The following is a 25501-nucleotide window of genomic DNA, read 5'->3' on the forward strand; positions in this document are numbered from 1 at the left end:
GGAGATTGGCAGTTTCGGTCACCTCGCCAACCTTGCCCTGTTTGTAATTGGCGAAAGCGGTTGTGCGAGTAATCTCCCCCCTTGAGGGGGAGATGGCCGGCAGGCCAGAGGGGGGCGCCACAGAACTCGACGTAGAGATCCAGCTACGCCCGCACAAACCCCTCGCTCGCCCGCAACAGATTGCGCGTATAATCCTTGCTGACATGGCGCTCGACGAGATCGGCCGCCGCCAGGTTCTCCACCGCCTCACCGCTTTGCATCACCATCAGTCGCTCGCACATATGGGTGATGATGGCGAGGTCGTGACTGACCATCAGAAAGGTCAGCTTGCGCCGCTTGCGCACCTCTTCCAACAAGTTGAGCACTTCCGCCTGCACCGAGGCATCGAGCGCCGAGGTCGGCTCGTCGAGCAGCAGGATCGACGGTTCGAGGATCAGCGCACGGGCGATCGCCACACGCTGGCGCTGGCCGCCGGAGAGCTGATGCGAATAGCGGAAGCGAAAGCCGTTGCCGAGACCGACTTCGTCGAGCGCCCGCTGGATGCGCTTTTCGCCGTCGGCAAAGCCATGGATGGCAAGCGGCTCCTGCAGCAGGCGGTCGACCGTCTGGCGTGGGTGCAGCGAGCCATACGGATCCTGGAACACCATCTGCACTTCGCGATAAAAGGCCTTGTCGCGGCGTGCGCCGAGCGTCTTGCCATTGACGATGATGCCGCCCGAAGCGACCGGCGCAAGACCGGCGATGGCCCGCAGCAGCGTCGATTTGCCAGAGCCGGATTCACCGACCAGGCCGAAGGATTCGCCCGGCTGCACGTCGAGGCTAACGCCCTTCAGTGCGCGAAAACGGTCGAAGATCACTTCCAGCCTGTCGACGGCAATCGCGGAAGTCATGCCGCCCACTCCGGCTTGCGGTCGAGCACCGGCAGCGGGTGGCGGTCGGCACCGATCTTGGGCATGCAATTGAGCAGGCCGCGCGTGTAGGGGTGCTGGGCCTGGCCGAGTTCAGACGCCTTGAGCTGCTCGACCACCTTGCCGGCATACATGACGATGACGCGGTCGCAAAAGGACGAGACCAGGCGCAGATCGTGCGAGATGAAGATCAGCCCCATGCCGCGCTCACTGACCAGCCGGTCGAGAATGCCGAGCACATCGAGCTGCACGGTGACGTCGAGCGCCGAGGTCGGCTCGTCGGCGATCATCATTTCCGGACCGGCGATCAGCATCATGGCGATCATGGCGCGCTGGCCCATGCCGCCCGAAACTTCATGCGGATGCAAGTTGAAGACGCGAGAGGGATCACGGATCTGCACCGCCTCCAGCATGGCCAATGCACGGTCGCGTGCCTCGGCCTTGCCGACCTTTTCATGGGTGCGCAGCGTCTCGACGATCTGGCGGCCGATGCTCATGACCGGGTCGAGCGAGTATTTCGGATCCTGCAGGATCATGGCGATGCGCTTACCGCGTAGCGCCCGGCGTTCGCGCGGCGAGACGGTGAGCAGGTCGATGCCGTCGAAGGCGAGCTTGGTGGCCGATATCCGCGCCTGCGGCGGCGTCAAGCCCATGATGGCGCGGCCGGTCTGCGATTTTCCCGAGCCGGACTCGCCGACGATGCCGAGCCGTTCGCGGCCAAGCGAAAAGGATACGCCGCGCACCGCCTCGATCAGCCCGGTGCGGGTCGGGAAAGTGACGCGCAGGTCGTCGACGTCGAGAAGCGTCTTTGTCTCTCTGCTCATTGGTCACCACTGCGAGGATCGAGCGCGTCGCGCAGGCCGTCGCCGAGCAGGTTGAAGCCGAGGCTGACGATGAGAATGGCGAAGCCCGGCGCACCGGCCACCCACCATTGATCGAGCACGAAGCGGCGGCCGGACGCGATCATCGTGCCCCATTCGGGCAGCGGCGGTTGCGCGCCGAGGCCGAGGAAACCGAGCCCGGCGGCGGTCAGGATGATGCCGGCCATGTCAAGCGTCACTCTGACGATCAGGGACGAAATGCAAAGCGGCATGATGTGGCGCAGCACGATGCGGAAGGGCGAGGCGCCCATCAGCTGCACCGCCTTGATGTAATCGGAATTGCGCACCGTCAGCGTCTCGGCGCGCGCGATACGGGCGTAGGGTGGCCATGAGGTGATGGCGATGGCCAGCACCGCATTCTCGATGCCAGGGCCAAGTGCTGCGACAAAGGCCAGCGCCAGGATCAGCTTGGGAAAGGCGAGGAAGATGTCGGTGATGCGCATCAGGATGGCATCGGTCCAGCCGCCGGCATAGCCGGCCACCGTGCCGACCAGAAGGCCGATCGGTGCCGCGATGATGGCGACCAGGATGACCACATAAAGCGTCCAGCGCGAGCCGTAGAGGATGCGCGACAGGATATCGCGGCCGAGATCGTCGGTGCCGAACCAGTGCTCGGCGCTCGGCGCCAGCAGGCGCGCGTTCTTCAGGTCGCCGAACGTCGGAGAATAAGGCGCCAGCACCCCAGCAAGGGCGGCGACGACCAGCAGGGCGATGATGATGAGCAGGCCGAGAAAGGCCAGCCGGTTGGCGGAAAAGCGCCGCCACGCCACATAGGCGCGGCCGAGCCTCGCCTGCATGCGCGAGGCCGGCCGCTCGCTGAGCAGCCAGTCGCGACGGCTCTGGATGGTATCTGCGCTCATGCGGACTTCGTCCTCGGATCGAGCACCCGATACAGGAGGTCGGAGAGGAGATTGATGGCGATGAACACCGAGCCGATGACGATGGTGCCGCCGAGCACCGCATTCATGTCGGCGTTCTGCAGCGAATTGGTGATATAAAGGCCGATGCCCGGCCACGAAAACACTGTCTCGGTCAGCACCGAACCTTCGAGCAGCCCGGCATAGGAGAGCGCGATCACCGTCACCATCGGCACCGCCGCATTGCGCAGCGCGTGACCCCAGATGATACGGGTTTCCGACAGGCCCTTGGCGCGCGCCGCGACGATGTATTCCTGCGACAATTCGTTGAGCATGAACGAGCGTGTCATGCGGCTGATGTAGGCGAGCGAGAAATAGCCGAGCAGCGAGGCCGGCAGGATGATGTGGCGGAAGGCGTCGTAAAAAACGTCCCACTGCCCCTGCATCGCAGAGTCGAGGAGATAGAAGCCGGTGATCGGCGTAAAGGTGTACTCATAGACGATGTCGAGCCGCGCGGGGAAAGCGACCCATTGCAGCTTGGCATAGAACAGCACCAGCGCCAGCAGTCCCAGCCAGAAGATCGGCACGGAATAGCCGATCAGGCCGATGACGCGCACAATCTGGTCGATGAGGCTGCCGCGCCTGACCGCGGCCAGCACGCCGAGCGGCACGCCGAACAACGCGCCGATCAGCGTTCCGAGGGTCGCCAGTTCCGTCGTGGCCGGAAGCGCCCGGCGAATGTCGGTCATGACAGGATTGGTGGTCAGCACGGAGACGCCGAAATTACCGCTCAGCGCATTCTTCACATAGATGTAGAATTGCTCGATCAACGGCAAATCGAGGCCCATCTCGCGGCGCGTGCGCTCAATGACATTGGCCGGCGCCCGGTCGCCGAGCACCGCCAGCACCGGGTCGATCGGAATGACGCGGCCGATGAAGAAGGTGACCGCGAGCAGACCAAGATAGGTCGTGATCGCGATGACCAGGAAACGGCCAAGCGAGGATCCAATAGCGACGGCGCGGGCGCTGCCGCGCCCCGCCGCCACTTCTTTTTCAACAGCGCTCATGCGGCGTGTCCGCGAGCATTATTCCTTGGACACCGGTCCGACGAAGTTGGTGTCGAAGCTCGGGCCGAGCGCAAAGCCCTTGAGGTTCTTGCGCAGGCCGGCCACTTCCAGCTGCTGGTGGATGACAACGAAGGGGCTGGTGTCGAGGATCTTCTTTTCAAGATCCTTGTACATGTCGGCGCGTTTGCCGGCGTCCTTCTCGAGCAATGCCGCTTCCGTCTGCTTGGTCAGATCCGGAATATCCCACGCGTTGCGCCAGGCCAGCGTCTTGGTCCTGGCTGCATCCGAATTGTCCGGGTTCGAGGCAAAGGTCTGGGCGTTGGAGTTCGGATCGAAATAATCCTGACCCCATTGGCCGATATAGATGTCGTGGTTGCGGGCGCGGTACTTGGTCAGCGTCTGCTTGCCGTCGCCCGGGATGATCTCGAGCTTGATGCCGGCCTGTCCGAGCGTCTGCTGGATCGATTCCGCCATGCCGGTCGTCGGCTGACCGGTGCGTACGTCCATGGTTACGCTGAAGCCGTCGGGCAGACCGGCCTTGGCCAGCAACTCCTTGGCCTTGGCGACATCGAACTTGAACGGATTCTCATCCAATTCGCCGAGCACGCCTTTGGGCAGGAAGGTCTGATGGATTTCGCCGATGCCCTTGAGGATCGTCGAGCTCAGCGCATCATAGTCTACCAGGTATTTGAATGCCTGGCGCACCTCGGGCTTGGCGAGGTTGGCATTCTTCTGGTTGAGGCTGATGTAATAGACGGTGCCCTTCGGCGCGCTGGTCGAGGTCAGATCAGCATTCTTGGCGATGGCGTCGAGGTCGTTCGGCTCGAGATTGCGGGCAACGTCGATGTCGCCGGCCTCGAGCGCCAGGCGCTGGCCTGAGCTTTCCTTCATGTTGCGGTAGATGACGCGGGCAAGCTTGGCCTTCTCGCCGTAGTAATTGTCGTTGCGCTCGAGAACGACCACCTCGTTGGCCCGCCATTCGCGCAACTTGAAGACGCCGGAGCCGGCATAGCCGGTCTTCAGCCAGGCATTGCCGAAATCATTGTCCCATTTGTAGTCGGCGCTCGGCGTCACCGCAGCGACATGTTCCTTGACCAGCTTGGCGTCGACCACCGACGCGACCGTTGCCGACAGACAGTTCAGCACGAAGCTTGGCGCATAGGGCTTGTCGACGGTGAACTGGAAGGTGGTCTCGTCGACCGCCTTGGCCTTCTCTGCGACATTGTCGCCGCTGATGCCGAACTGGCCGATGATGAAGGCCGGGCTCTTATCGAGCTTGATCACACGTTCGAACGACCAGGCGACGTCGGCTGCGGTGATCGGATTGCCGGAGGCGAATTTGAGGCCGGGCTTGAGCTTGAACGTGTAGGTCAGGCCGTCATCGGAGACGGTCCAGCTTTCGGCAAGGTCGCCCTTGACCTTGGAGGTGTCGCTGAGGTCGAGACGGACAAGCAGATCATAGGTGTTGCCGGTGACCTCGGCGGTCGACAGCTCGAACGCCTCGCCCGGATCCATGGAGATGATGTCGTCGATCGCGAAACCTTCGACCAGCGTGTCGGCGGGCGTGACCGCACCGGCGGGCGCGCCGGCCAGAAGCAGCGCGGACATAGCCGCACCCGCCAGCAGGAAGCGAGAGCGTAGAGCAAACTTTTCCATCATCATCGTGATTGTTCCCTGTTTTGTTGTTTGTTGACCTGAGTTCCCGGCTCAGGCTTGTGTAATTCTTTTCGGGCCTGGAGAAGGCTCCACTGATCTCTCACCGTTGCGGTTTTTGTCCAGTTGGTCAACACCATATCCGGCGGCCTCGTGGCGGGCAACGAGCATTTATACGATGGCTCGATAGGCCAGAAAGGCCGGTGGGATGTCGACGCATCGGCCAGCCAATCGGGGCTGCCTATCGGGGGAAATCTGGCGAATGTCGCGACTACTTTAGCGCCGCGACCAGGTCGGCGTCAGGAAAGCAGGTGGCGGCGCGGCCGTTCTTGGCTTGCCATGTGCCGATCGAGCGGCGGGTCTTGAAGCCGGGCAGGCCATCGGCGCTGCCGACATCATAGCCCTTGGCTTCCAGCGCCCGCTGCAGGGCCGCGATGTCCGAACGGTGGAGCCCGCCAACCGCGCCCCAGCTGCCGGCAAAATTCGCGTCACCATGGGCGATGCGATCGGCGCCGTGGCCGATGAACAGCGCGTAGAGGTCGCTGGTGTTATATTGCTTCAGCACGTAGAAATTGGGGGTGGCGACAAAGGCCGGGCCGCTGCGCCCTGCCGGCATCAGCAGGAAGCCTTCGGCCTCCAGCTCACTCGCCGGAAACGGTTTGCCGCCGACGCGCTTGATGCCCATATCAGCCCATTGCGAGATTTTCTTGCCCTGGTCGGGGCCTTCCAGCGAACAGGAAACGCTTTCCGGCACCGTCACCTCGAAACCCCAGCTGCGGCCCTTCACCCAACCGTAATGGACAAGATAATTGGCGATCGAGGCCAGCACGTCCGGCGTCGAGTTCCAGATGTCGACGCGCCCGTCGCCGTCGAAATCGACGGCATGTTTCAGGAACGAGGTCGGCATGAATTGCGGCTGGCCGAGCGCGCCGGCCCAGGACGATTTCATCGCGCTGACCGGAGCAAGACCACGCTCGACGATCTCGAGTGCCGCAAGCAGTTCGGTGCGGAAGAAATCCTTCCTGGTCGACATGAACGCCTTGGTGCCCAGCACTTCGAAGGCGTCGTAGGGCATTTTTGCCGCGCCGAAGCCGGTCTCGCGGCCCCAGATCGCGAGCAGCACTTCGCCCGGCACGCCGTAGCGCTTTTCGATGGCCGCAAGTGTCCTGGCATTGGTGGCTTCGCGCGCCCGCCCGCCCGCCGTCACCGCGCGAACCGTCTTCTCGGCGAAATAGGCGCCGGGCGAGCCGAATTCAGCCTGGTGCTGCTTTTGCGGCGTGGTCGTCTTCTCGCCCGGCTTGACCAGGTCCGGCAGCTTCAGATTGGGCTTGATGCCGTCGAAAGCGGCATCGAAGGTGGTTTTGGAAATGCCTTGTGACTTGGCCTGCGGCCAGAGGTCGTTCTGCAGCCAGGCGCGGAACTGGTCGTCGATTTTTGCGGCGGAGGCGGGGGCGAGAAAGACCGAGAGAAGAACTGCAAAAAAAGAAAACAGAACCAATCTGAGAGGTTTGCGTTCCTTCACACCCCCCTCTGTCCTGCCGAGGGGGGTGCTTGGCACTAGCCTGGAAGGACGCGCAGCAATCATGATCCGCATCCTCTGCCGCAACTTTGTCAAAACGCCGTCCGCGAGCGCAGCGCTGCGGCCAGCGTGCCCTCGTCGAGATAGTCGAGTTCGCCGCCGACCGGCACGCCATGCGCCAGCCGCGTCACCTTGATGTCGAAGCCGGACAACTGGTCGGTGAGGTAATGCGCGGTCGTCTGGCCCTCCACCGTCGCATTGACGGCGAGGATGATCTCCTTGACCTCGCCGCCGGCGACGCGATCGACCAGCGAGCGCATGTTGAGCTGATCGGGGCCGATGCCGTCGAGCGGCGACAATGTGCCGCCCAGAACGTGGTAGCGCACATTCATCGCCGCCGCGCGCTCCAGCGCCCACAGGTCGGAGACGTCCTCGACGACGATGATGGTGCCGGCATCGCGGCGCGGATCGGTGCAGATCATGCAAGGGTCCGATGTATCGACATTGCCGCAGGTCGAGCAGATGCGCACCTTGTCGGCCGCCTCGGCCATGGCGGCGGCCAGCGGCGACAAAAGCTGCTCCTTCTTCTTGATCAGATGAAGGGCGGCGCGCCTGGCCGAACGGGGACCCAGCCCCGGCACCTTGGCCAGGAGCTGGATCAGACGTTCGATCTCTGGACCGGCGATTCGCTTCGACATCGCTCTGATCTAGAGCAATTCCAGGAAAAGTGCGAAGCGGTTTTCCCGGGAAAAGCGCGAAGCGCTTTCCCTTGGGAATCGCGTCAAAACGAAAAGCTGGAGCGGTTCACCGTTTCCGCGAAACGGTGAACCGCTCCAGGATTTTTCAGAGCGCTTTGGAACATCCCGCATCCGCATGAACCCGCCATATTGGCTAGGCGGACCATTGGACAGACCATAGAACGCAGATCAGTTGGCTTCGAGCGGCCGGCCCTGGCTGACAATCATCGCGCCGACGGCATCGGTGTTCTCAGGTGTCGACTGGAATCCCATCGACGCCTCTTGCGGCGCGTCCTCGACCGAGGAGATGACCCTTGTCCTTGCGTTCAAGGTTCCGCCAAAACGGGCGGCATCCGGTTCCTCCATCGGTTCCTGCATCGCCACCACCGTCGGCTCCGCCGAGACACGCGCGGATTTCGCGGCCGGCGCGGCGGCCGCTGTCATATAGGTCTGCTGGGCAGGGACGGACCGGACGGTGGCCGGCTTGGCCGGACGCACCGGCTCGGCGGACGCGACCAGCGTTACCGGTTCGGCTGACTTCTGCGGCGCCGCCGAGGCAACGGCGACCTGCGGCTCATCCGGCAGCGGCTGCCAGTTGCGGCCGCGCTTCTCGTAGAAGGCATTGCCGCCGGCAACCATGGTGTAATGCATGTTCTTGTAGGGGAAGCGCAGGCCGGCGGTGTGGAAAAACATGGTGTTCTTGAGCTTGGACTTGCGCTCGCCCTTCAGCACCGCGTCGGCGGCTTCCTCGACATCGGGCATTGCGCGCGAATTCATCGGCCTTGTCATGACGCCGGGGGCAAACTGCCCGCGCTCGCCCACCACCTCGCAGATGGTGCTGCCGTGATTGCCGGAGCGCAGCCGGTTCATCACCACCGTGCCGACCGCGATCATTCCGTCGCGGCTCGAACGGTTGGATTCAAAGAACATCGCCCGTTCCAGGCATTCCTTGTCATTTGGCGTGTGGCTGTAGGCCCGGGAGCTCAGGAAACCCGGCGTGATGGCGTCGGTCAGGCTGGCGACGGACATGCCGTGTGAAGTGGTCTGGCTGCAGGCAGCCAAAAACAGGGGTGAAATGACGGCGCCGAGCAACAGCGGCGTCTTCCATCGCGTGGAAATCAACAGGTAACCCTCTCACTTCGTGCCCGCCCCCAGGCTGCGGCAAGAATGAGACACTTTCGGGCAAAATGATGGCCAAAACGTTATTAACAGGGCACTGTTGCCAAATTGGCACAATTTCGTGGCTTTCCAGATAGATCGAGCCATCATTTCACAAAAGCGATGACCGCTCTCTCTTTGTTTCGCCGCAATTGCCCCAAGGGAAAGCACTACGCGCCTTTCCCAGGCAAACGCTGTTCATTTTTCCTGGAACCGGTCTATCGCCCAGCCGCAATCACGGCCGGCTGGCCAGGCTCGAGTTCCTCGACCTTCTCCGAAAACAGGCCGCGCCGGAGGAACAGCGTCCGCGCCTCCCTGGCCGTCGGCGCGATCTTTCCCGGCCAGTCGCTGTCTATGAACTCAGCCTTGGTGAAGTCCGGATTTGTCTCGCTTGCCGCCTCCAGGAATTCAGCGATCTCCAGCACGATCGCGCGCTCGTCCTTCGAAAGCGCCGATGTGCCGGCTTCGATCGACGGGCGATGGACGAAATCCTCGAACAGATAGAAATAACCCTTGATGCCGACGAGATCGACGCCGTCGTCGCAATCGGCCAGGATTTCCAGGATCTCGTAGATCCTGTTGCGGATACGCTGCTCGATCAATCTTTCGGAGGGGTCGTCGGTCATGGCCGTGCCGAATGCTAGAAGGGCAGTTTCATTCCCGGCGGGATCGGCAGACCTGCGGTCAGCGCCTTGGTCTTTTCCTGCATGATCTGCTCGACCTTGGTCTTGGCGTCGTTGTGAGCGGCCAGCACCAGGTCTTCCAGGATTTCGACATCGTCTTCCTTGAACAGAGATGGATCGATCTTCAACGACTTCATCTCGAATTTTCCGGTCAGCGTCACGGTGACCAGGCCGCCGCCGGCCTGGCCGGACGCTTCCAGCATGGCGATCTCGTCCTGCATGGCCTGGAACTTGGCCTGCATTTCCTTCGCCTTGCCCATCAGGCCGAGAAGATCTTTCATGGTCGGGTCCTTTGCGGATTCGTGGCTGGATCAGGGTTCATCGTCGTCAGCGGGCGGCTCGACCGGCACTTCCGCCTCTGTCGTTTCGGCCTCCGGCGCGTCTGGAATGCGCACGTCGATGATCTTGGCACCGGGAAAGCGCGCCAGGATGGCGGCCACGGTCGGGTCGCTCTTGGCATCGAGAAAAGCCGTCTCGCGCTTGGCCGATTCCATTTCGGCGAGCGTCTGGCCGCCCTCTTCCTTCGACAGCGAGACCAGCCAACTGCGGCCGGTCCAGGCGCGCAATTTCGTCGTCAGGTCGTTGAGCAGCATCTTGGGCGCGTCGCTGGTCAGGCCGACGTCGATGCGGCCAGGCTCGATGCGCACAAACCGGATGCAGCTCTTGACCAGCACCTTGAAGGCGATGTCGCGCTGCGCATCGGCCAGGGCAATGATGTCGGCCAGCGATTTCAGCGGCGCCGATTGCGCCTCCATGACCGGCTCCGGCGGAGCGACGTAGGCAACGGGAGCAGGCGAGGCTTCGACCAGCCGCATGGTCAGCGCGCCGCCCGGACCGGCGGGCATGCGCGTCTGCGCCACCGCGCTGGCGCCATTGCCTCCCCCTGCAGGCGCCCCATTCGGGCGCGGCGCGCCATTTTGCACCGGTGCGGCACCTTCGAGAGATCTCAACGCCTCGTCTAGCGTCGGCAGGTCGGCGGCGTGCGCCAGCCGGATCAGCACCATTTCGGCGGCACTGACCGGCCGGTTGGACGACTGCACTTCGGGAATGCCCTTGAGCAGCATCTGCCATGTCCGCGACAGCACCCTGACCGACAGCGTCCTGGCGAAATCGGCGCCGCGCTGCCGCTCGTCCTCGGATAGCGAGGCATCCTCGATGGCCGCCGGCACGAAACGCAGCCGGGTGACGAGATGGTTGAATTCGGCAAGATCGGTCAGCACGGCGGCCGGATCGGCGCCGGTATCGTATTGCGCACGGAATTCGCCAAGGGCTGCCGCGACATCGCCCTTCATCACATGTTCGAACAGGTCGACGATGCGGGCGCGGTCTGCGAGCCCCAGCATCGCCCGGACCGCATCGGCGCTGACGGAGCCGGCGCCATGGGCAATCGCCTGGTCGAGGATGGAGAGCGAATCACGGGCCGAGCCTTCGGCGGCGCGCGCGATCATCGCCAGCGCATCGTCGTCAACCGAAATGCCTTCCTTGGCCGATATCGAGGACAGATGCGCGACCAGCGCGCCGGCGTCGATGCGCCTCAGGTCAAAGCGCTGGCAGCGCGACAGGACGGTGATCGGGACCTTGCGGATTTCGGTGGTGGCGAAGATGAATTTGACGTGTGGCGGCGGCTCTTCCAGCGTCTTCAGCAGGCCGTTGAAGGCCTGCGTCGACAGCATGTGCACTTCGTCGATGATGTAGACCTTGTAGCGTGCCGAGACCGGCGCGTAGCGCACGCGCTCGATGATGTCCCTGATGTCGTCGATGCCGGTGTGCGAGGCGGCGTCCATCTCGATGACGTCGACATGGCGGCCTTCCATGATCGCCTGGCAATGCTCGCCAAGCACGGCTAGGTCGACCGAAGGCAGGTCGATATCAGCGGTTTTATAGTTCAGGGCGCGCGCGAGGATGCGCGCCGTCGTGGTCTTGCCGACGCCGCGCACGCCGGTCAGCATCCAGGCCTGGGCGATGCGGCCGGTGGCAAAGGCGTTGGTCAGGGTGCGCACCATCGGCTCCTGGCCGACCAGCTCGGAGAAGTTCGAGGGACGGTACTTGCGCGCCAGCACGCGATAGGCGGCGGCCTTGCCTATCTCCAGGCTTTTTGGTCCCGAATTTCCGGCTTCGCTCATACGCCCGTAAAGCTCCAAATGGCCGCGCCCGAAGGCGGCCGATTCCTGCGCATAGTCTCGCCCGCGCTGCAATGCGTCGTCAATGTCGCGAGAGGGGCCGATGAGGTGGGAGGCTGGAACAATGACCCGTTCCGGGCTCGTTAGGGCTGCTTCCTTCCGGACCTGACCCGGTTGGCGAGTGGATCGTCCACCACCAACCTCCCGCTTTCCATATCGGCAATTGCGCGACGAAATGCAAGTCCGCCGAAGAAATCGCAAAAATATGGAATTGGCGCACAAAGCGTGAGGGGAGCAATGATTCGCTTGCAGCCCTCTTGCCGCCGCTCTAGCGTTCCTGCGTTTGAAGAAACCAAGAAAAGCAAGGGAAACGCCGATGCTGCCGGGCCTGAAGGCCGGATTCACGCTGGATGCCCGGCTGGAGGCGGACAGCGAGCAGTTGATGTGGCTTGGGCTGTGCGAACTGCGGGTGATGAACGACCGCCGCTGGCCATGGCTGCTGCTGGTGCCGCAGCGGCCCGGCGCGGAGGAAATCCATGACATGACGCCGCTCGACCAGGCAATGCTGACCTTCGAAACCAACATGGTGGCGCAGGCGCTGAAAAAAGCGACCGGCTGCACCAAGATCAACACCGGCGCGCTCGGCAACATCGTACGCCAGCTGCACATCCATGTCGTCGCCCGTTCGGAAGGCGATCCCGGCTGGCCAGGCCCGGTGTGGGGACATGGCCTCCGAGAGCCCTATCAACGTTCCGACCTGCGACGGTTTGCCGAAACGATCAAGGCGGCGCTATAAGCGTTCCTCGTGTCCATCCCTCAACATATTCCAGAGTCCCCATGAGCTTCCGCCTGTTTGACGCGCCTTTGCGCGAGCCGAGCCAGTTCGTCGGCTTCGCCGGCAACACGATCGACCGGCAGTCCGAGAACCGTGCCGACGATTCGGTCGACAAGGCGCTGGCCGACCCGGCGACGCGGCTGCTTCTGATGCATGGCGGCCGGCTCTATCTGAGGCTCGGCGATGGCGGCGATCTCGACCCCTGGTTCGGCGCGACCGAGAGCGAGCCCTTCAAGGTTTCCCTGGCGCAAGGCATCCTGCTCGGCTTTTCCGAACGAGGACCGGTGCTGGCCGTGCCCGCCGGCGTCGAACCCGAACAGCTTCCGGAAACAGTCAAGGCCATCGACTACCGCTCGGTCTACATGCAAGGGCTGATCGACGAGGCGGCGGCTGGCGCGATGGCGCAAGGGGCGGCCCTGCTTGCCTGGCATGCCAGCCATCGCTTCTGCAGCAAATGCGGTACCGAATCACAGATGCGGGCCGGCGGCTACAAGCGCCATTGCCCGAATTGCGGCACCGAGCATTTTCCGCGCACCGACCCGGTGGCGATCATGCTGACGGCAACGCGGGAGAAGTGCCTGCTCGGCCGCGGCCGTCATTTCGCGCCGGGCATGTACTCGGCCCTTGCGGGCTTCATCGAGCCGGGCGAGACGATCGAGGCGGCGGTGCGCCGCGAGACGCTGGAAGAGGCCGGCATCCGGCTTGGCCGCGTCGTCTACCACGCCAGCCAGCCCTGGCCGTTTCCCTATTCGCTGATGATCGGCTGCTTCGGCGAGCCGCTCAATGACGATATCCAGGCCGACCTCAACGAACTTGAGGACTGCCGCTGGTTTTTTCGCGACGAGGTGCGCCTGATGCTGGAAAGGACGCACAAGGACAATCTGGTCACGCCGCCGAAAGGCGCGATTGCGCATCACCTCATCCGCGCCTGGGTCGATTCAGAATGATGGCAGCGAACACCCAAAGACATTGCAGGAGCAGGACATGATCCGTCACACCGTCGTTTTCACGCTAAAGCATCCGCCGCATTCGCTGGAGGAAAAGCGGTTCCTGGTCGACGCCAAGAAAATCCTCACCGCGATCAGGGGCGTCACGCATTTCGAGCAATTGCGGCAGATCAGCCCCAAGAACGACTATCGTTTCGGCTTCTCGATGGAGTTCGCCGACCAGGCTGCCTACAACAGGTACAACGATCATCCCGACCATGTCGCCTTCGTGCGCGACCGCTGGGTGCCGGAGGTCGAGACCTTCATGGAGATCGACTATGTGCCGCTGGGCGCGGTGATCTAGAGCAATTCCAGGAAAAGTGTGAAACGGTTTTCCGTCCGGAATTGCGTAAAAACAAGGAGTTAGAGCGGGTCGCCGTTTCCGTGAAACGGTGAACTGCGCTAGTCCGCAACCTTCCACTGCTCACGCGACTCACTGGCCGGATAGACGCCCAGAATCCGCACTTCGCGCGAGAAGAAACGAAGCTCGTCCAGCGCCAGCTTGACCAGCGGATCGTCGGGATGGCCCTCGATGTCGGCGTAAAACAGCGTCGCCGTGAAAGCGCCCAGCTGGTAGCTCTCCAGCTTGGTCATGTTGATGCCGTTGGTGGCGAAGCCGCCCATCGCCTTGTAGAGCGCGGCCGGCACGTTGCGGACGCGGAAGATGAAGGTCGTCATCATCTTGACGTCAGGCGACGGTCGCTCGGCCCATTGCTTGTTCTTGGTCAGGACGACAAAGCGGGTGACGTTGGAGTCGGTGTCCTCGACGTTTTGCTCGATGATATCGAGCCCGTAGAGGGTCGCTGCCAGTGCGGGCGACAGTGCCGCCATGGTGCGGTCCTTGACCTCGGAGACCATCTTGGCGGCGCCAGCCGTGTCGCCGGCGACGATCGCCTTCCAGCCGTTCTTGCGGATGTATTTGCGGCACTGGCCAAGCGCGTGGATGTGGCTGTGCACCGTCTTGATCTCGTCGCGCTTGACGCCCGGCAGCACCATCAGCTGGAAATGGATGGGCAGGAAATATTCGCCGATGATGTGCAGCTTCGATTCCGGCAGGAGATGATGGATATCGGCGACGCGCCCGGCAATGGTGTTCTCGATCGGGATCATGGCGAGGTCGGCTTTCCCCGTCTCGACCGCGTTGAACGCATCCTCGAAGGTCGGACACGGCAACGGCTCCATCGATGGATAGACGTTGCGGGAGGCGGTGTCGGAATTGGCGCCCGGCTCGCCCTGGAAGGATATTCTGTTGGTCTTTTCAGGCATGGGCCAAGTCTCGAGTTTCTCAGTTTGCAAGGATGGTTCTGGCGCGTTCAAGGTCTTCGGGCGTGTCGACGCCGAGCGGCAGCGACTGGACGATCTCGGCGTCGATGCGCATGCCGGCTTCCAGCGCCCGCAACTGTTCCAGCCGCTCGCGCCGTTCGAGCGGCGACGGCTTGAGCGCGACGAAACGCTCGAGTGCTTCGCGGCGATAGGCGTAGAGGCCGACATGATGGTAGAGTGGCCCCTCGCCCCAAGGCGCCGTGGCACGGGTGAAATAGAGCGCCCTCAGCCTGCTGCCTGAAAGCGGCGAGCCGACGATCTTGACGACATTGGGATTGGTCTTTTCCTCATCGCGGACGATCTCGACGCCGAGCGTGGCGATATCCACCGCACTGTCCTCGAAAGGCCTGAGCGACGCGGCGATGATCCGGGGATCGATGGTCGGCAGGTCGCCCTGCACATTGACGATGGTTTCGACCTTGCGCCCGGGGTCGAGCGCGACCAGCGCCTCGTGGATGCGGTCGGAGCCGGATTCGTGATCCATGCGCGTCATCACGGCCTCGAAACCGTGCGCGCGCACCGCTTGCGCCACGCTTTGCGTGTCGGTCGCCACCACCACCCGGCCAAGGCCGGCTTCGGCGGCGCGGCGGGCGACATGGACGATCATCGGGGCGCCGGCGATGTCGGCCAGCGGCTTGCCCGGCAGGCGGGTCGAAGCCATGCGGGCCGGGATCAGGATCAGCGTGGACATTTCGGGTGCAAGGCGTCTCGAAAGAGGACAGGGAAAGTGGCAAAAGGTCTCACTGGAAGCGCCCTTATAGGTGTTGCAACGCCGCAGCAAAAGACCTAGTTTCCGCCCGATTTGACCGCCCTGGCAGGACGGGTCACGATACCGACGGACGGAGTGGACGGTTCTGTCCGCCGGAAAAGGGAGCAAGGGGCGTATGGATTCCAACGAAGTCAACAAACTGCTCGCCGGATTGCTCGGAACCGTTTTCGTCGTCTTCTCGGTCGGCATTGTGTCCGATGCGCTGTTTGCGTCGCCGGCGCCGGAAAAGCCTGGTTTCGCCATCGAGGCCGCCGAGCCCGCCGAAGGCGGTCCGGCCGCGCCTGCCGCCGCGGCCAAGCCGATCGCCGATCTGCTGGCGACCGCCAATGTCGAGCAGGGTGCTGCCGTCTTCAAGAAGTGCCAGGCCTGCCATTCCGGCGAAAAGGGCGGCCCGAACAAGGTCGGCCCGGACCTGTGGGACCTCGTCGACCGCCCGGTCGCTGAGCATGAAGGCTTTGCCTATTCGGCCGGCATGAAGGAATTCTCCAAGGGCGGCACCGAGAAGTGGACCTACGACAACATCAACCACTTCATCACCTCGCCGAAGAAATTCGTGAAGGGCACCGCCATGGGCTTCGCCGGCCTGCCCAAGGACGAGGACCGCGCCAACGTCATCGCCTATCTGCGCACGCTGTCGGACAATCCCAAGCCGCTGCCGGCACCGGGGGCTGCCGCCGATGCAGGCGCCAAGCCTGCCGATGCAGCCGCTCCGGCAAAGCCGGCTGAGGGTGCCGCGCCAGCCGCTCCCGCCGCCCCGGCTCCGGCCGCACCGGCACCGGCGCCTGCCCAATAATTTCGATATCATCTCAACGACCTTGAAAAAGCCGGGTTCAGCCCGGCTTTTTTATTGGGAAAACCGCATAGGCGGCGACAAAGCCGCGCATGACGGTTTTCACGAGCGCCAAATCATCTAGATTGCCCATGAACGGGCATCGCGAAGAGGATAGTGCATGACGGTTGGCCGAACGCTTCTCAAGTCGTTGCTGGCGGCAGCCCTTCTGGCGGCGGGATTGCAGGCTGCCCGCGCCGACGAATGGCGCACCACCTCATCGCTGATCGGCGAATCCAAATACGGCGCCAATTTCCAGCACTACGACTACGTCAACCCGGACGCGCCCAAGGGCGGCACGCTGAATTCGGTGGTGCCAGGCACATTCGACAGCTTCAATCCCTACGTCGTCCAGGGATCACCGGCCGCGGGCCTGGTCGGGTTCGGCGGCGGCCTGCTCTACGACACGCTGATGGAGCAGGCGACCGATGAAGGCAGCACCAGCCATCCGCTGATCGCCGATGCCTACAAATATCCTGATGACTATTCCTCCGCGACCTACCGGCTCGACCCGCGTGCCAAATGGCATGACGGCCAGCCGATCACCGTCGATGACGTGATCTGGTCGTTCCAGGTGCTCAAGGCCAACAGCCCGCAATACAGCCGCTATTTTGAAAATGTCACCGATGCGGTGGCGATTTCGGATCGCGAAGTGGAGTTCCATTTCAACCAGAAGGGCAATCGCGAACTGCCCAAGATCATCGGCGACCTTGCCGTGCTGCCGAAACATTGGTGGGAAGGCACCGATGCCAACGGCAAGAAACGCGACGTGACCAAGCCGACCCTGGAAATCCCGCTCGGTTCGGCCGCCTACAAGATCGCCAGCTTCAAGCCGGGTTCGGAGATTATCTGGCAGCGTGTGCCGGACTACTGGGCGGCCAAGCTGCCGGTGAAGATCGGCCGCGAGAACTTCGACACGCGACGCTACACCTATATCCTCGACGACAACGCTGCCTGGCTCGCCTTCACCAAGGGCGGGCTGGAAGACATCAACCGCGAATACAGTTCGCGCAAATGGGCGACGGCCTACAATTTCCCGGCATTCCAGGCCGGCGATGTCATCAAGAAGGACTTCCAGACCAAGGCGCCTGAACCGATGCAGGGCTTCGTCCTCAACCAGCGGCGGCCGCTGTTCCAGGACCGGCTGGTGCGCGAAGCGCTGACCATTCCGTTCGATTTCGAGAGCATGAACCGCACGCTGTTCTTCGGCTTCAACACCCGAACATCGAGCTATTTCCAGGGCACCGAATTGGCGTCGAGCGGATTGCCGCAAGGCAAGGAACTGGAGATCCTGGAACAATACCGCGACAAGCTGCCGCCCGAACTTTTCACCCAGGAATTCAAGCTGCCGATCTATGATTCCCCGCAAGCGGAACGGAAGTACCTGAAGCAGGCGGTCGATCTCTTCGCCAAGGCGGGCTGGGTGATAAAGGGCGGCAAGATGGTCAATGCCAAGACCGGTGCGCCGTTCAAGTTTGAGATCCTTGGCTGGAACGACACCGACCAGGTGATCGCCAGCCCCTACATCGCCAATCTGCGCAAGATCGGGGTCGACGCCACTTTGCGCATCATCGACCAGACGCAGTACATCAATCGCGTCAACAATTTCGATTTCGATGTCGTTACAGGCATCCTCCAGCAGTCGGAATCACCGGGCAACGAGCAACGCGACTTCTGGAGCTCGAAAGCCGCCGGCTCGCCCGGTTCGCGCAATCTGATGGGCATCAAGGATCCGACCGTCGACGCGCTGGTCGATCGCATCATCTTCGCCACCGATCGCGACGATCTCGTCGCCGCCACCCATGCGCTCGACCGCATCCTGTTGTGGAACTTCTACGTCGTTCCGCAATATTACCGGTCGGCCGTGTGGCTGGCCTATTGGGACAAGTTCAAATTCCCCGACAAGCAGCCCGCCTATGTCGGAGCCGACATCGATTCCTGGTGGATCGACCCGGACAAGGAGAAGGCCCTGGCAGCCAAATACAAGGGTGGCAATTGACGGCGGCCCTTGCCCGCCGCGACTTCCTGGCCCTGGGCAGTGCCGCGGCAGCCGCCGCCCTGTTGCCCGGCCGTGCCTTCGCCGAAATTGCGACCGGCACCAAGCTGCATGGCCTGTCGGCCTTCGGCGACCTCAAATACAAGCCCGATTTCATGCATTTCGACTACGTCAATCCGGACGCCCCAAAGGGCGGCCAGATGAATTTCGCGCCGCCGAACTCGACCCTAAATCAGAGCTTCCTGACCTTCAACACCTTGAATTCGCTGGTGTTGAAAGGAGAGGCGCCGCCGCGTACCGAACTCTGTTTCGATTCGCTGATGACAAGCGCGCTCGATGAGCCGGATGCGGCCTATGGCCTGCTTGCCGAAACCGTTACCCTGTCGCCAGATCGCAACGGTTTCCGCTTCGCGCTGCGGCCGCAAGCGCGTTTCCACGACGGCTCGCCGCTCACCGCGCAGGACGTTGTCTTCTCGCTGAAGCTCTATAAGGACAAGGGCCATCCGAACCTTTCCCAGGCGTTGCGGTACATGACCGACGCGGTTGCGGTCGATCCCGCTACCGTCGATCTCACCCTCAACGGCAAGCAGTCGGCGCAAAACATCCTTGCGATCGTGGGGATGCCGATCGTCTCCAAGGCCTTTTATACGGCCAATGATTTCGATGCCTCGACCATGACGCCGCCGCTTGGCTCGGGTCCCTACAAGATTGGACGCGTGGCGGCCGGACAGACGGTCGAATATGACCGCGTGGCCGACTATTGGGGCCGTGATCTGCCAGTGAACCGCGGCCTCTACAATTTCGACCGCATCCGCATCGACTTCTATCTTGACCGGCAGGCGGCCTTCGAGGCCTTCAAGAAAGGCGACACGCATTTTCGCGAGGAGTTCACCTCACGGGTATGGGCGACCGGATACGACTTTCCGGCGCTGAAGGACGGCAAGATCGTCAAACGGGAATTTCCCGGCGAGAAGACGCCGGACATGCAGAGCGTCGCACTGAACCAGCGTCGACCGCAATTCCGCGATGAGCGGGTGCGACGGGCGATCGCCCGGTGCTTCGATTTCGAATGGATGAAGCGGGCCTTGTTTTACGGCTCCTACGAGCGTTCTCAATCGAACTTCGAACGATCGGATTACAAGGCCGAAGGCCTGCCCTCGCCTGACGAATTGGCCCTGCTGGAGCCGTTCCGGGCCGAGTTGCCGCCAGAGGTTTTCGGTGAAGCGGTAACACAGCCCCTGTCCGACGGTTCGGGCCATGACCGCAAACTGCTGGGCGAGGCTTCGAGACTGCTCGCGCAAGCCGGCTGGAAACGCGATGGCAGTTTCGTCGTCGACGACAAGGGTGAGCGGCTGCGGGTCGAAATGCTGGCGGAGGATGACGGCATCGTTCGCATCTACACCCCGTGGTCCGAGAATATGAAGGCGATCGGCATCGACGCATCGATCCGGCAAATCGATTCGGCGCAGTATGAGCAGCGGCACAGCAATTACGACTTCGATCTTGCCTTGCTGCATTGGTCGATCGGGGCGACGCCGACCGACGACAGCCTGCAGATGCTCTATGATTCCCGGATGGCGAAAATCCCGGGGCAACGCAACTATCCGGGCACCGAAAGCAAGGCCATCGACGCCCTGATCGCGGCAGCCGGCCAGGCGAAAAACCGTATAGAACTCGTCACGGCGCTCAGAGCGCTCGACCGGGTCTTGCGCGCGCGGCTCGACTGGATTCCAACATACTATCTGGCGAATCACCGCGTCGCCTATTGGGACATGTTCGGCTTTGTCGAACAGAAGCCCGATTTCGGCTTTCCGGTCGAGACGCTGTGGTGGTTCGATAAGGGCAAGGCGGCAAGAATTGGCAAAGGCTGAGATGTTCGCCCAACGAGGGCAGAAGGCCTGATGGGCGCCTATATCCTGCGCCGCATCCTTTTGATGATCCCGACGCTGTTCGGCATCATGGCGATATCCTTCGCTGTCATCCAGTTCGCCCCCGGCGGTCCGGTCGAACAGGTCATCGCCCGGCTGACCAATCAGGGCGGCAGCGACCGCCTCGGCGGCGGTGGCGGCGACGCGGGCGCTGGCGGCAATTTCGATGCCGCCGGTGACGTCAGTTCGAAATATCGCGGTGCGCAAGGGCTCGATCCGGAATTCATCAAGAAGCTGGAGAAACAGTTCGGCTTCGACAAGCCGCCGCTCGAGCGCTTCGGTATGATGCTGTGGAATTATGCCCGCTTCGATTTCGGCGACAGCTATTTCCGCGACATTTCGGTGCTCGACCTGATCCTGGAAAAAATGCCGGTGTCGATCTCGATCGGGCTGTGGATCACTCTGTTGTCCTATCTGATCTCGATCCCGCTCGGCATCCGCAAGGCGGTCAAGGACGGCACTTCCTTCGACGTCTGGACCAGCGGCGTCGTCATTGTCGGCTATGCCATACCTGGCTTCCTGTTCGGCATCATGCTGATGGTGCTGTTTGCCGGCGGGTCGTTCTGGGACTGGTTTCCGTTGCGCGGCCTCACCTCGGACAATTGGGATCAATTGTCCTGGTGGGGCAAGATCGTCGACTATTTCTGGCACATGACCTTGCCGCTGACCGCGCTGGTGCTGTCTGCCTTCGCCACGACGACGCTGCTGACCAAGAACTCGTTCCTCGAAGAAATCCGCAAGCAGTATGTGGTGACGGCGCGCGCCAAGGGCCTGTCGGAACGGCAGGTGCTCTACGGCCATGTTTTCCGCAACGCCATGCTGATCGTCATCGCCGGCTTTCCCGGCGCCTTCATCTCGGCCTTCTTCACCGGCTCGCTACTGATCGAGAACATCTTCTCCCTCGATGGCCTCGGCCTGCTCGGCTTCCGGTCGGTGGTCGAGCGCGACTATCCGGTGGTATTCGCCAATCTCTACATCTTCTCGCTTCTGGGGCTGTTCGTCGGGCTCTTGTCCGACCTGCTCTACACCTGGGTCGATCCGCGCATCGATTTCGAGCGGAGAGACGTCTGATGTCGGAGGCTACAGTCCCCGTGGACGCGGCACCGGCGCGGATAAAGCGGCCGTTTCTGTCGCCGCTCAACAAGCGCCGCCTGCAGAACTTCAAAGCCAACCGCCGCGGCTACTGGTCGCTGTGGATCTTCCTCGTCCTGTTCGTGCTGTCGCTGTTTTCCGAGTTCATCGCCAACGACAAGCCGATCATCGCTTCCTACAAGGGCGAGATCCTGTTTCCGGTGCTGGTCGCCTACCCCGAGGAAAAATTCGGCGGCTTCTATGCCGTCACCGATTATCGCGACCCGGTCATCCAGGACGAGATCAACGCCAATGGCTGGATGATCTGGCCGCCGGTGCGCTACTCCTATCAGACCGTCAACAACGCCATTCCGGAAGCAGCCCCGGCCAAGCCGTCCTGGCAGTATGACGCCACGAAGCGCTGCAACCAGTATCCGCAGGGTGCCGCCGACCCTGCCTGCATCGTCGGCAACTGGAATTGGCTGGGCACCGACGACCAGGCGCGCGACGTGCTGGCGCGCGTCATCTATGGCTTCCGCATTTCGGTGCTGTTCGGCCTGATCCTGACCGCCGGCTCGGCCTTGATCGGCGTCGCGGCCGGCGCCGTGCAAGGCTATTTCGGCGGCTGGACGGATCTCTTGTTCCAGCGTTTCATCGAAATCTGGTCCGCGATCCCAGTGCTCTATCTCCTGCTCATCGTCGCCGCCATCCTGCCGCCGGGCTTCTTCATCCTGCTTGGCCTGATGCTGCTGTTCTCCTGGGTGGCGCTGGTCGGCGTGGTGCGGGCCGAGTTCCTGCGCGCCCGCAATTTCGAATATGTCAACGCGGCCCGCGCGCTCGGCGTGCCCAACCGCACCATCATGTTCCGGCACCTGTTGCCCAACGCCATGGTGGCGACATTGACCTTCATGCCCTTCCTGCTCTCAGGCTCGATCTCGACGCTGACCTCGCTCGACTACCTTGGCTTTGGCCTACCGCCCGGCTCCGCCTCGCTCGGCGAACTGCTCAAGCAGGCGCAGCGCAACCTCAATGCACCGTGGCTCGGCATTTCCGGCTTCGTCGTCATCTCGCTGATGCTGTCGCTGCTGGTTTTCGTCGGCGAGGCGACGCGCGACGCCTTCGATCCGCGCAAGACGTTCAGATGAGCGAAGCCCCCCTGCTCAGCGTACAGGACCTCAGCGTCGCCTTCAGCCAGGGCGGCGGCCAGTCGACGGCTGTCGACCACATCTCGTTCGACATCGCCAAGGGCGAGACGGTGGCGCTGGTCGGCGAATCCGGCTCCGGCAAATCGGTCTCGGCGCTTTCGGTGCTGAAGCTGCTGCCCTATCCAAGCGCCAGCCACCCCTCGGGAAAGATCGTGTTCCAGGGCAACGACCTGCTGGCGATGAGCGAGAAGCAGTTGCGGCAGGTGCGCGGCAACAAGATCACCATGATCTTCCAGGAGCCGATGACCTCGCTCAATCCGCTGCACACGATCGAGCATCAAATCGTCGAGATCCTGAAGCTGCACCAGGGCATGGCCGACCGCCCGGCCAAAGAGCGCACGCTGGCCTTGCTCAACGAGGTCGGCATCCGCGATCCGCACAAGCGCCTCGATGCCTATCCGCACCAGTTGTCCGGCGGCCAGCGCCAGCGCGTGATGATCGCCATGGCGCTGGCCAACGAGCCCGAACTCTTGATCGCCGACGAGCCGACGACGGCGCTCGACGTCACCGTGCAGGCGCAGATCCTCGAACTGCTGGCCGGCTTGAAGAGCCGCAAGGGCATGTCGATGCTGTTCATCACCCATGATCTCGGCATCGTGCGCAAGATTGCCGACCGCGTCTGCGTGATGACCAAGGGCAAGATCGTCGAGACCGGGCCGACCAAGGAGATCTTCGCCAATCCGCAGCATGCCTATACGCGGCATCTGCTGGCGGCCGAGCCGAAGGGCAAACCGCCGGCCGCCAATGCCGACGCCAAGCCGGTCATGACCGGCAAGGACATAAAGGTCTGGTTCCCGATCAAGCAGGGCTTCTTCCGCCGCACCGTCGACAATGTGAAGGCGGTGGACGGCATCGATGTCACCGTGCGCGCTGGCCAGACGCTCGGCGTGGTTGGCGAATCCGGCTCTGGCAAGACGACGCTCGGCCTGGCGCTGGCGCGCATGATTTCGTCGACCGGAACGATCCAGTTCAACGGTCGCGACATCAACCAGCTGTCCTTCAACGCCATGCGGCCGCTCCGACGCGAATTGCAGATCGTCTTCCAGGATCCGTTCGGCTCGCTCAGCCCGCGCATGTCGATCGCCGAGATCATCGAAGAGGGCCTCAAGATCCACGAACCGAAGCTGTCGCCCGACGAGCGCGACGACAAGGTGGCCGCCGTGCTGAAGGAGGTCGGGCTCGATCCGGCGACACGCAACCGCTATCCGCATGAGTTTTCCGGCGGCCAGCGCCAGCGCGTTGCCATCGCACGCGCCATGGTGCTCAACCCGCGCTTCGTCATGCTGGACGAGCCGACATCGGCACTCGACATGAGCGTGCAGGCGCAGGTCGTCGACCTGCTGCGCAGCCTGCAGGCCAAGCACGACCTCGCCTATCTTTTCATCAGCCATGATTTGAAAGTCATCCGGGCGCTCGCCAACGACGTCATCGTCATGCGCAATGGCAGGATCGTCGAAGCCGGCCCTTCCCAGCAGATTTTTGAAAATCCGCAAACCGACTATACTCGGGCGCTGATCTCGGCCGCCTTCAAGATCGAGACGGCGCCGGTCGGCATCGTCAGCGAGTGATTTGCGTAGAGAGGGACTAAAAGACCGCAATGGAAAAAGGCCGCATCCTGCTTGCCGTCACCGGCTTTCATCCGCAGCGCTGGCGCGACCTGCTGTCGGCCGAACGCGAGGTGGTGCTGGAGCCGGACGGCACCAGCGATCCCTCGATCACCTATGCCGTGGTGTGGAAGCAGAAGCCGAATATCCTGGCGTCGCTGCCCAATCTGCGCGCCATCTTCTCGATCGGCGCCGGCGTCGACCATATCTTCGCCGATCCCGGCCTGCCCGACGTCCCGATCGTCAAGGTCGTCGCCGACAACCTCACCCAGTACATGACCGAATATGTCGTCTGGCGGGTGCTCGACCATCACCGCCAGGGCCTGCTCTACCGGTCGCAGCAGCCGAAGAAGATCTGGCACGAGCCGCAGCAGAGGCCTGCCGGTGACATTTCGGTCGGCATCATGGGCCTCGGCAGTCTCGGCCGCGCCGCGGCCTCAGTGCTGTTGTCGCTCGGCTTTGCCGTCAATGGCTGGTCACGCACAGAGCGGCCTATGCAAGGCGTCGCGACCTATTCCGGCGAGGCCGGACTGATCCCCTTCCTCAAGGCAACCGACATCCTGGTGGTGCTCTTGCCGCTGACGCCGGAGACCAAGGGCATCATCAACTACGGCGTGCTGAAGGAATTGCGGAAGCGCAACGGCCTCGGCGGTTCCGTGCTGATCAATGCCGGGCGCGGCCGCCTGCAGAAGGATGCCGACATCTTGCGGGCGCTGGATGACGGCACATTGAAGGAGGCAAGCCTCGACGTGTTCGAGGTCGAACCGCTGCCGAAGACCAGTCCGCTGTGGGGACATCCAAAAGTGTTCGTGACGCCACACGCGGCGGCGACCTCCGATCCGGTGCATCTGGCGCCCATCATGCTACGCCAGATGGACGCCTTCGAACGCGGCGAAAAGCTCGACAATCTGGTGGACCGCAAGGCGGGGTACTAACCAGGCAGAGCGAGCTTCTTCTGCTTGTCCGGCTGGCCGCAGTCGCGTCGGTCGATCGACCGGTTCATGGCATCGATCTCACCGCTCGCCTTGTCGGTATCGCGCTTGGCCTTGGAGCGCATGTCCGGCATGAACGGGCCGAAGCCCATCGCCGGATTGGAGAAGGTCGGCTTGGCCTTGATCGGCAGGTTGTATTGCTGCGCCAAGCCGTTGCGCCGCGCCAGCAACTGGTCGCACGGCACGCTGTCATATTGCAGGGAGGACTGGACGTTCGCATCCTGCTGTTCCGACATCGAAGTGCCGCCGACACAGCCGGCGGTCAGCAGGCAAGAGGCCAAGATCATCATGTTCCAGCGCATCGGCTATGCTCCTCCTGATATCCCGCCCTGATGCGAGCAGATGCCAAATATCAGTCGCGCATGCAAATCGGACTTTTT

The 25501-nt window shown here is 62.7% G+C and carries 24 protein-coding genes and 1 other RNA gene; 10 read left to right on the top strand and 15 right to left on the bottom strand.

Features of this window, described 5'->3' with window-relative positions:
* Window positions 1–143 precede the first annotated feature (143 nt).
* The 12 genes from EN943_RS02910 to ffs all read right to left on the bottom strand — a co-directional run bounded on the left by EN943_RS02910 (window position 144) and on the right by ffs (window position 11788).
* A complete protein-coding gene (locus EN943_RS02910; RefSeq protein WP_127411425.1) occupies window positions 144–890 on the bottom strand; it encodes an ABC transporter ATP-binding protein in 747 nt (248 codons plus the stop codon).
* On the bottom strand, window positions 887–1732 hold the full coding sequence (locus tag EN943_RS02915) for an ABC transporter ATP-binding protein (RefSeq protein WP_127411426.1): 846 nt from the start codon (window positions 1730–1732) through the stop codon (window positions 887–889). The genes EN943_RS02910 and EN943_RS02915 overlap by 4 nt, the downstream gene beginning before the upstream one ends.
* On the bottom strand, window positions 1729–2649 hold the full coding sequence (gene nikC / locus EN943_RS02920; protein ID WP_027039599.1) for a nickel transporter permease: 921 nt from the start codon (window positions 2647–2649) through the stop codon (window positions 1729–1731). Before nikC ends, EN943_RS02915 begins: the two co-directional genes overlap by 4 nt.
* The gene (locus EN943_RS02925; protein ID WP_127411427.1) at window positions 2646–3713 is read right to left on the bottom strand and encodes an ABC transporter permease; all 1068 of its coding nucleotides are present in this window, start codon (window positions 3711–3713) and stop codon (window positions 2646–2648) included. The genes nikC and EN943_RS02925 overlap by 4 nt, the downstream gene beginning before the upstream one ends.
* A gap of 18 nt (window positions 3714–3731) precedes the next feature.
* On the bottom strand, window positions 3732–5375 hold the full coding sequence (locus tag EN943_RS02930) for an ABC transporter substrate-binding protein (protein ID WP_127411428.1): 1644 nt from the start codon (window positions 5373–5375) through the stop codon (window positions 3732–3734).
* 262 nt (window positions 5376–5637) lie between these two features.
* Complete coding sequence (locus tag EN943_RS02935; RefSeq protein WP_127411429.1) at window positions 5638–6951, bottom strand: lytic murein transglycosylase; 1314 nt, start codon at window positions 6949–6951, stop codon at window positions 5638–5640.
* 26 nt (window positions 6952–6977) lie between these two features.
* A complete protein-coding gene (recR, locus tag EN943_RS02940) occupies window positions 6978–7583 on the bottom strand; it encodes a recombination mediator RecR (protein WP_027039603.1) in 606 nt (201 codons plus the stop codon).
* Between the two features lie 228 nt (window positions 7584–7811).
* Window positions 7812–8744, bottom strand: a complete 933-nt coding sequence (locus EN943_RS02945; protein WP_127411430.1) for a cell wall hydrolase — start codon at window positions 8742–8744, stop codon at window positions 7812–7814.
* Window positions 8745–8998: 254 nt separating this feature from the next.
* Window positions 8999–9406 carry a hypothetical protein gene (locus EN943_RS02950; RefSeq protein WP_127411431.1) on the bottom strand — a complete coding sequence of 136 codons (408 nt, stop codon included), beginning with the start codon at window positions 9404–9406 and terminating at the stop codon, window positions 8999–9001.
* Window positions 9407–9420: 14 nt separating this feature from the next.
* Entirely contained in the window at window positions 9421–9744 is a 324-nt protein-coding gene (locus tag EN943_RS02955) for a YbaB/EbfC family nucleoid-associated protein (RefSeq protein WP_127411432.1), read from the bottom strand.
* Between the two features lie 30 nt (window positions 9745–9774).
* Complete coding sequence (locus tag EN943_RS02960; RefSeq protein WP_127411433.1) at window positions 9775–11586, bottom strand: DNA polymerase III subunit gamma/tau; 1812 nt, start codon at window positions 11584–11586, stop codon at window positions 9775–9777.
* Between the two features lie 105 nt (window positions 11587–11691).
* An RNA gene (gene ffs / locus EN943_RS02965) (signal recognition particle sRNA small type) lies at window positions 11692–11788 on the bottom strand.
* A 171-nt stretch (window positions 11789–11959) separates the two neighbouring features.
* On the opposite strand from ffs, the gene EN943_RS02970 reads away from it, so the two are divergent.
* The 3 genes from EN943_RS02970 to EN943_RS02980 are packed head-to-tail and all read left to right on the top strand — an operon-like array spanning window position 11960 to window position 13708.
* Window positions 11960–12379, top strand: a complete 420-nt coding sequence (locus EN943_RS02970) for an HIT family protein (protein WP_127411434.1) — start codon at window positions 11960–11962, stop codon at window positions 12377–12379.
* 41 nt (window positions 12380–12420) lie between these two features.
* Window positions 12421–13365: an NAD(+) diphosphatase gene (gene nudC / locus EN943_RS02975; protein ID WP_127411435.1), complete on the top strand. Its 945-nt coding sequence runs from the start codon at window positions 12421–12423 to the stop codon at window positions 13363–13365.
* A gap of 37 nt (window positions 13366–13402) precedes the next feature.
* The gene (locus EN943_RS02980; RefSeq protein WP_127268465.1) at window positions 13403–13708 is read left to right on the top strand and encodes a Dabb family protein; all 306 of its coding nucleotides are present in this window, start codon (window positions 13403–13405) and stop codon (window positions 13706–13708) included.
* A 98-nt stretch (window positions 13709–13806) separates the two neighbouring features.
* Here EN943_RS02980 and EN943_RS02985 read toward each other — a convergent pair whose 3' ends face one another.
* Both EN943_RS02985 and EN943_RS02990 read right to left on the bottom strand, forming a co-directional pair.
* Window positions 13807–14670 carry a prephenate dehydratase gene (locus EN943_RS02985; protein ID WP_109666762.1) on the bottom strand — a complete coding sequence of 288 codons (864 nt, stop codon included), beginning with the start codon at window positions 14668–14670 and terminating at the stop codon, window positions 13807–13809.
* A gap of 19 nt (window positions 14671–14689) precedes the next feature.
* A complete protein-coding gene (locus tag EN943_RS02990) occupies window positions 14690–15418 on the bottom strand; it encodes a 3-deoxy-manno-octulosonate cytidylyltransferase (RefSeq protein ID WP_127411436.1) in 729 nt (242 codons plus the stop codon).
* A gap of 193 nt (window positions 15419–15611) precedes the next feature.
* Between EN943_RS02990 and EN943_RS02995 the strand changes: the two genes are divergently transcribed.
* The 7 genes from EN943_RS02995 (at window position 15612) to EN943_RS03025 (ending at window position 25064) form a co-directional block, all read left to right on the top strand.
* Window positions 15612–16289, top strand: a complete 678-nt coding sequence (locus EN943_RS02995; protein ID WP_013527938.1) for a cytochrome c family protein — start codon at window positions 15612–15614, stop codon at window positions 16287–16289.
* 157 nt (window positions 16290–16446) lie between these two features.
* A complete protein-coding gene (locus tag EN943_RS03000; protein WP_127411437.1) occupies window positions 16447–18324 on the top strand; it encodes an extracellular solute-binding protein in 1878 nt (625 codons plus the stop codon).
* Window positions 18321–20192: an extracellular solute-binding protein gene (locus EN943_RS03005; protein ID WP_127411438.1), complete on the top strand. Its 1872-nt coding sequence runs from the start codon at window positions 18321–18323 to the stop codon at window positions 20190–20192. The genes EN943_RS03000 and EN943_RS03005 overlap by 4 nt, the downstream gene beginning before the upstream one ends.
* 30 nt (window positions 20193–20222) lie before the next feature.
* Window positions 20223–21320 (top strand): microcin C ABC transporter permease YejB, encoded by a 1098-nt coding sequence (locus EN943_RS03010; protein ID WP_127411439.1) that lies wholly within the window; start codon window positions 20223–20225, stop codon window positions 21318–21320.
* Window positions 21320–22465 (top strand): ABC transporter permease, encoded by a 1146-nt coding sequence (locus EN943_RS03015; RefSeq protein WP_127411440.1) that lies wholly within the window; start codon window positions 21320–21322, stop codon window positions 22463–22465. Before EN943_RS03010 ends, EN943_RS03015 begins: the two co-directional genes overlap by 1 nt.
* Complete coding sequence (locus tag EN943_RS03020; RefSeq protein ID WP_063171155.1) at window positions 22462–24093, top strand: ABC transporter ATP-binding protein; 1632 nt, start codon at window positions 22462–22464, stop codon at window positions 24091–24093. The genes EN943_RS03015 and EN943_RS03020 overlap by 4 nt, the downstream gene beginning before the upstream one ends.
* A gap of 29 nt (window positions 24094–24122) precedes the next feature.
* Window positions 24123–25064 carry a glyoxylate/hydroxypyruvate reductase A gene (locus EN943_RS03025; RefSeq protein ID WP_127411441.1) on the top strand — a complete coding sequence of 314 codons (942 nt, stop codon included), beginning with the start codon at window positions 24123–24125 and terminating at the stop codon, window positions 25062–25064.
* Here the strand turns inward: EN943_RS03025 and EN943_RS03030 are convergent.
* Complete coding sequence (locus EN943_RS03030) at window positions 25061–25423, bottom strand: hypothetical protein (protein ID WP_127411442.1); 363 nt, start codon at window positions 25421–25423, stop codon at window positions 25061–25063. The genes EN943_RS03025 and EN943_RS03030 overlap by 4 nt on opposite strands.
* Window positions 25424–25501: the final 78 nt, after the last annotated feature.

The organism is Mesorhizobium sp. M7A.F.Ca.US.006.01.1.1 (genome assembly GCF_003997935.1).
Lineage (GTDB): Bacteria > Pseudomonadota > Alphaproteobacteria > Rhizobiales > Rhizobiaceae > Mesorhizobium.

Excerpts from the sequence above, each read along its gene's own strand:
- EN943_RS02970 (WP_127411434.1), top strand. The coding sequence starts at position 11,960 with ATGCTGCCGGGCCTGAAGGCCGGATTCACGCTGGATGCCCGGCTGGAG.
- EN943_RS02910 (WP_127411425.1), bottom strand. The coding sequence starts at position 890 with ATGACTTCCGCGATTGCCGTCGACAGGCTGGAAGTGATCTTCGACCGT.
- EN943_RS02950 (WP_127411431.1), bottom strand. The coding sequence starts at position 9,406 with ATGACCGACGACCCCTCCGAAAGATTGATCGAGCAGCGTATCCGCAAC.
- EN943_RS03000 (WP_127411437.1), top strand. The coding sequence starts at position 16,447 with ATGACGGTTGGCCGAACGCTTCTCAAGTCGTTGCTGGCGGCAGCCCTT.
- nikC (WP_027039599.1), bottom strand. The coding sequence starts at position 2,649 with ATGAGCGCAGATACCATCCAGAGCCGTCGCGACTGGCTGCTCAGCGAG.
- EN943_RS02955 (WP_127411432.1), bottom strand. The coding sequence starts at position 9,744 with ATGAAAGATCTTCTCGGCCTGATGGGCAAGGCGAAGGAAATGCAGGCC.
- EN943_RS03020 (WP_063171155.1), top strand. The coding sequence starts at position 22,462 with ATGAGCGAAGCCCCCCTGCTCAGCGTACAGGACCTCAGCGTCGCCTTC.
- recR (WP_027039603.1), bottom strand. The coding sequence starts at position 7,583 with ATGTCGAAGCGAATCGCCGGTCCAGAGATCGAACGTCTGATCCAGCTC.
- EN943_RS02915 (WP_127411426.1), bottom strand. The coding sequence starts at position 1,732 with ATGAGCAGAGAGACAAAGACGCTTCTCGACGTCGACGACCTGCGCGTC.
- EN943_RS02980 (WP_127268465.1), top strand. The coding sequence starts at position 13,403 with ATGATCCGTCACACCGTCGTTTTCACGCTAAAGCATCCGCCGCATTCG.
- EN943_RS03015 (WP_127411440.1), top strand. The coding sequence starts at position 21,320 with ATGTCGGAGGCTACAGTCCCCGTGGACGCGGCACCGGCGCGGATAAAG.
- EN943_RS02990 (WP_127411436.1), bottom strand. The coding sequence starts at position 15,418 with ATGTCCACGCTGATCCTGATCCCGGCCCGCATGGCTTCGACCCGCCTG.
- EN943_RS02960 (WP_127411433.1), bottom strand. The coding sequence starts at position 11,586 with ATGAGCGAAGCCGGAAATTCGGGACCAAAAAGCCTGGAGATAGGCAAG.
- EN943_RS02930 (WP_127411428.1), bottom strand. The coding sequence starts at position 5,375 with ATGATGATGGAAAAGTTTGCTCTACGCTCTCGCTTCCTGCTGGCGGGT.
- EN943_RS02935 (WP_127411429.1), bottom strand. The coding sequence starts at position 6,951 with ATGATTGCTGCGCGTCCTTCCAGGCTAGTGCCAAGCACCCCCCTCGGC.
- EN943_RS02995 (WP_013527938.1), top strand. The coding sequence starts at position 15,612 with ATGGATTCCAACGAAGTCAACAAACTGCTCGCCGGATTGCTCGGAACC.
- EN943_RS02925 (WP_127411427.1), bottom strand. The coding sequence starts at position 3,713 with ATGAGCGCTGTTGAAAAAGAAGTGGCGGCGGGGCGCGGCAGCGCCCGC.
- EN943_RS02985 (WP_109666762.1), bottom strand. The coding sequence starts at position 14,670 with ATGCCTGAAAAGACCAACAGAATATCCTTCCAGGGCGAGCCGGGCGCC.
- EN943_RS03010 (WP_127411439.1), top strand. The coding sequence starts at position 20,223 with ATGGGCGCCTATATCCTGCGCCGCATCCTTTTGATGATCCCGACGCTG.
- nudC (WP_127411435.1), top strand. The coding sequence starts at position 12,421 with ATGAGCTTCCGCCTGTTTGACGCGCCTTTGCGCGAGCCGAGCCAGTTC.
- EN943_RS03025 (WP_127411441.1), top strand. The coding sequence starts at position 24,123 with ATGGAAAAAGGCCGCATCCTGCTTGCCGTCACCGGCTTTCATCCGCAG.
- EN943_RS03030 (WP_127411442.1), bottom strand. The coding sequence starts at position 25,423 with ATGCGCTGGAACATGATGATCTTGGCCTCTTGCCTGCTGACCGCCGGC.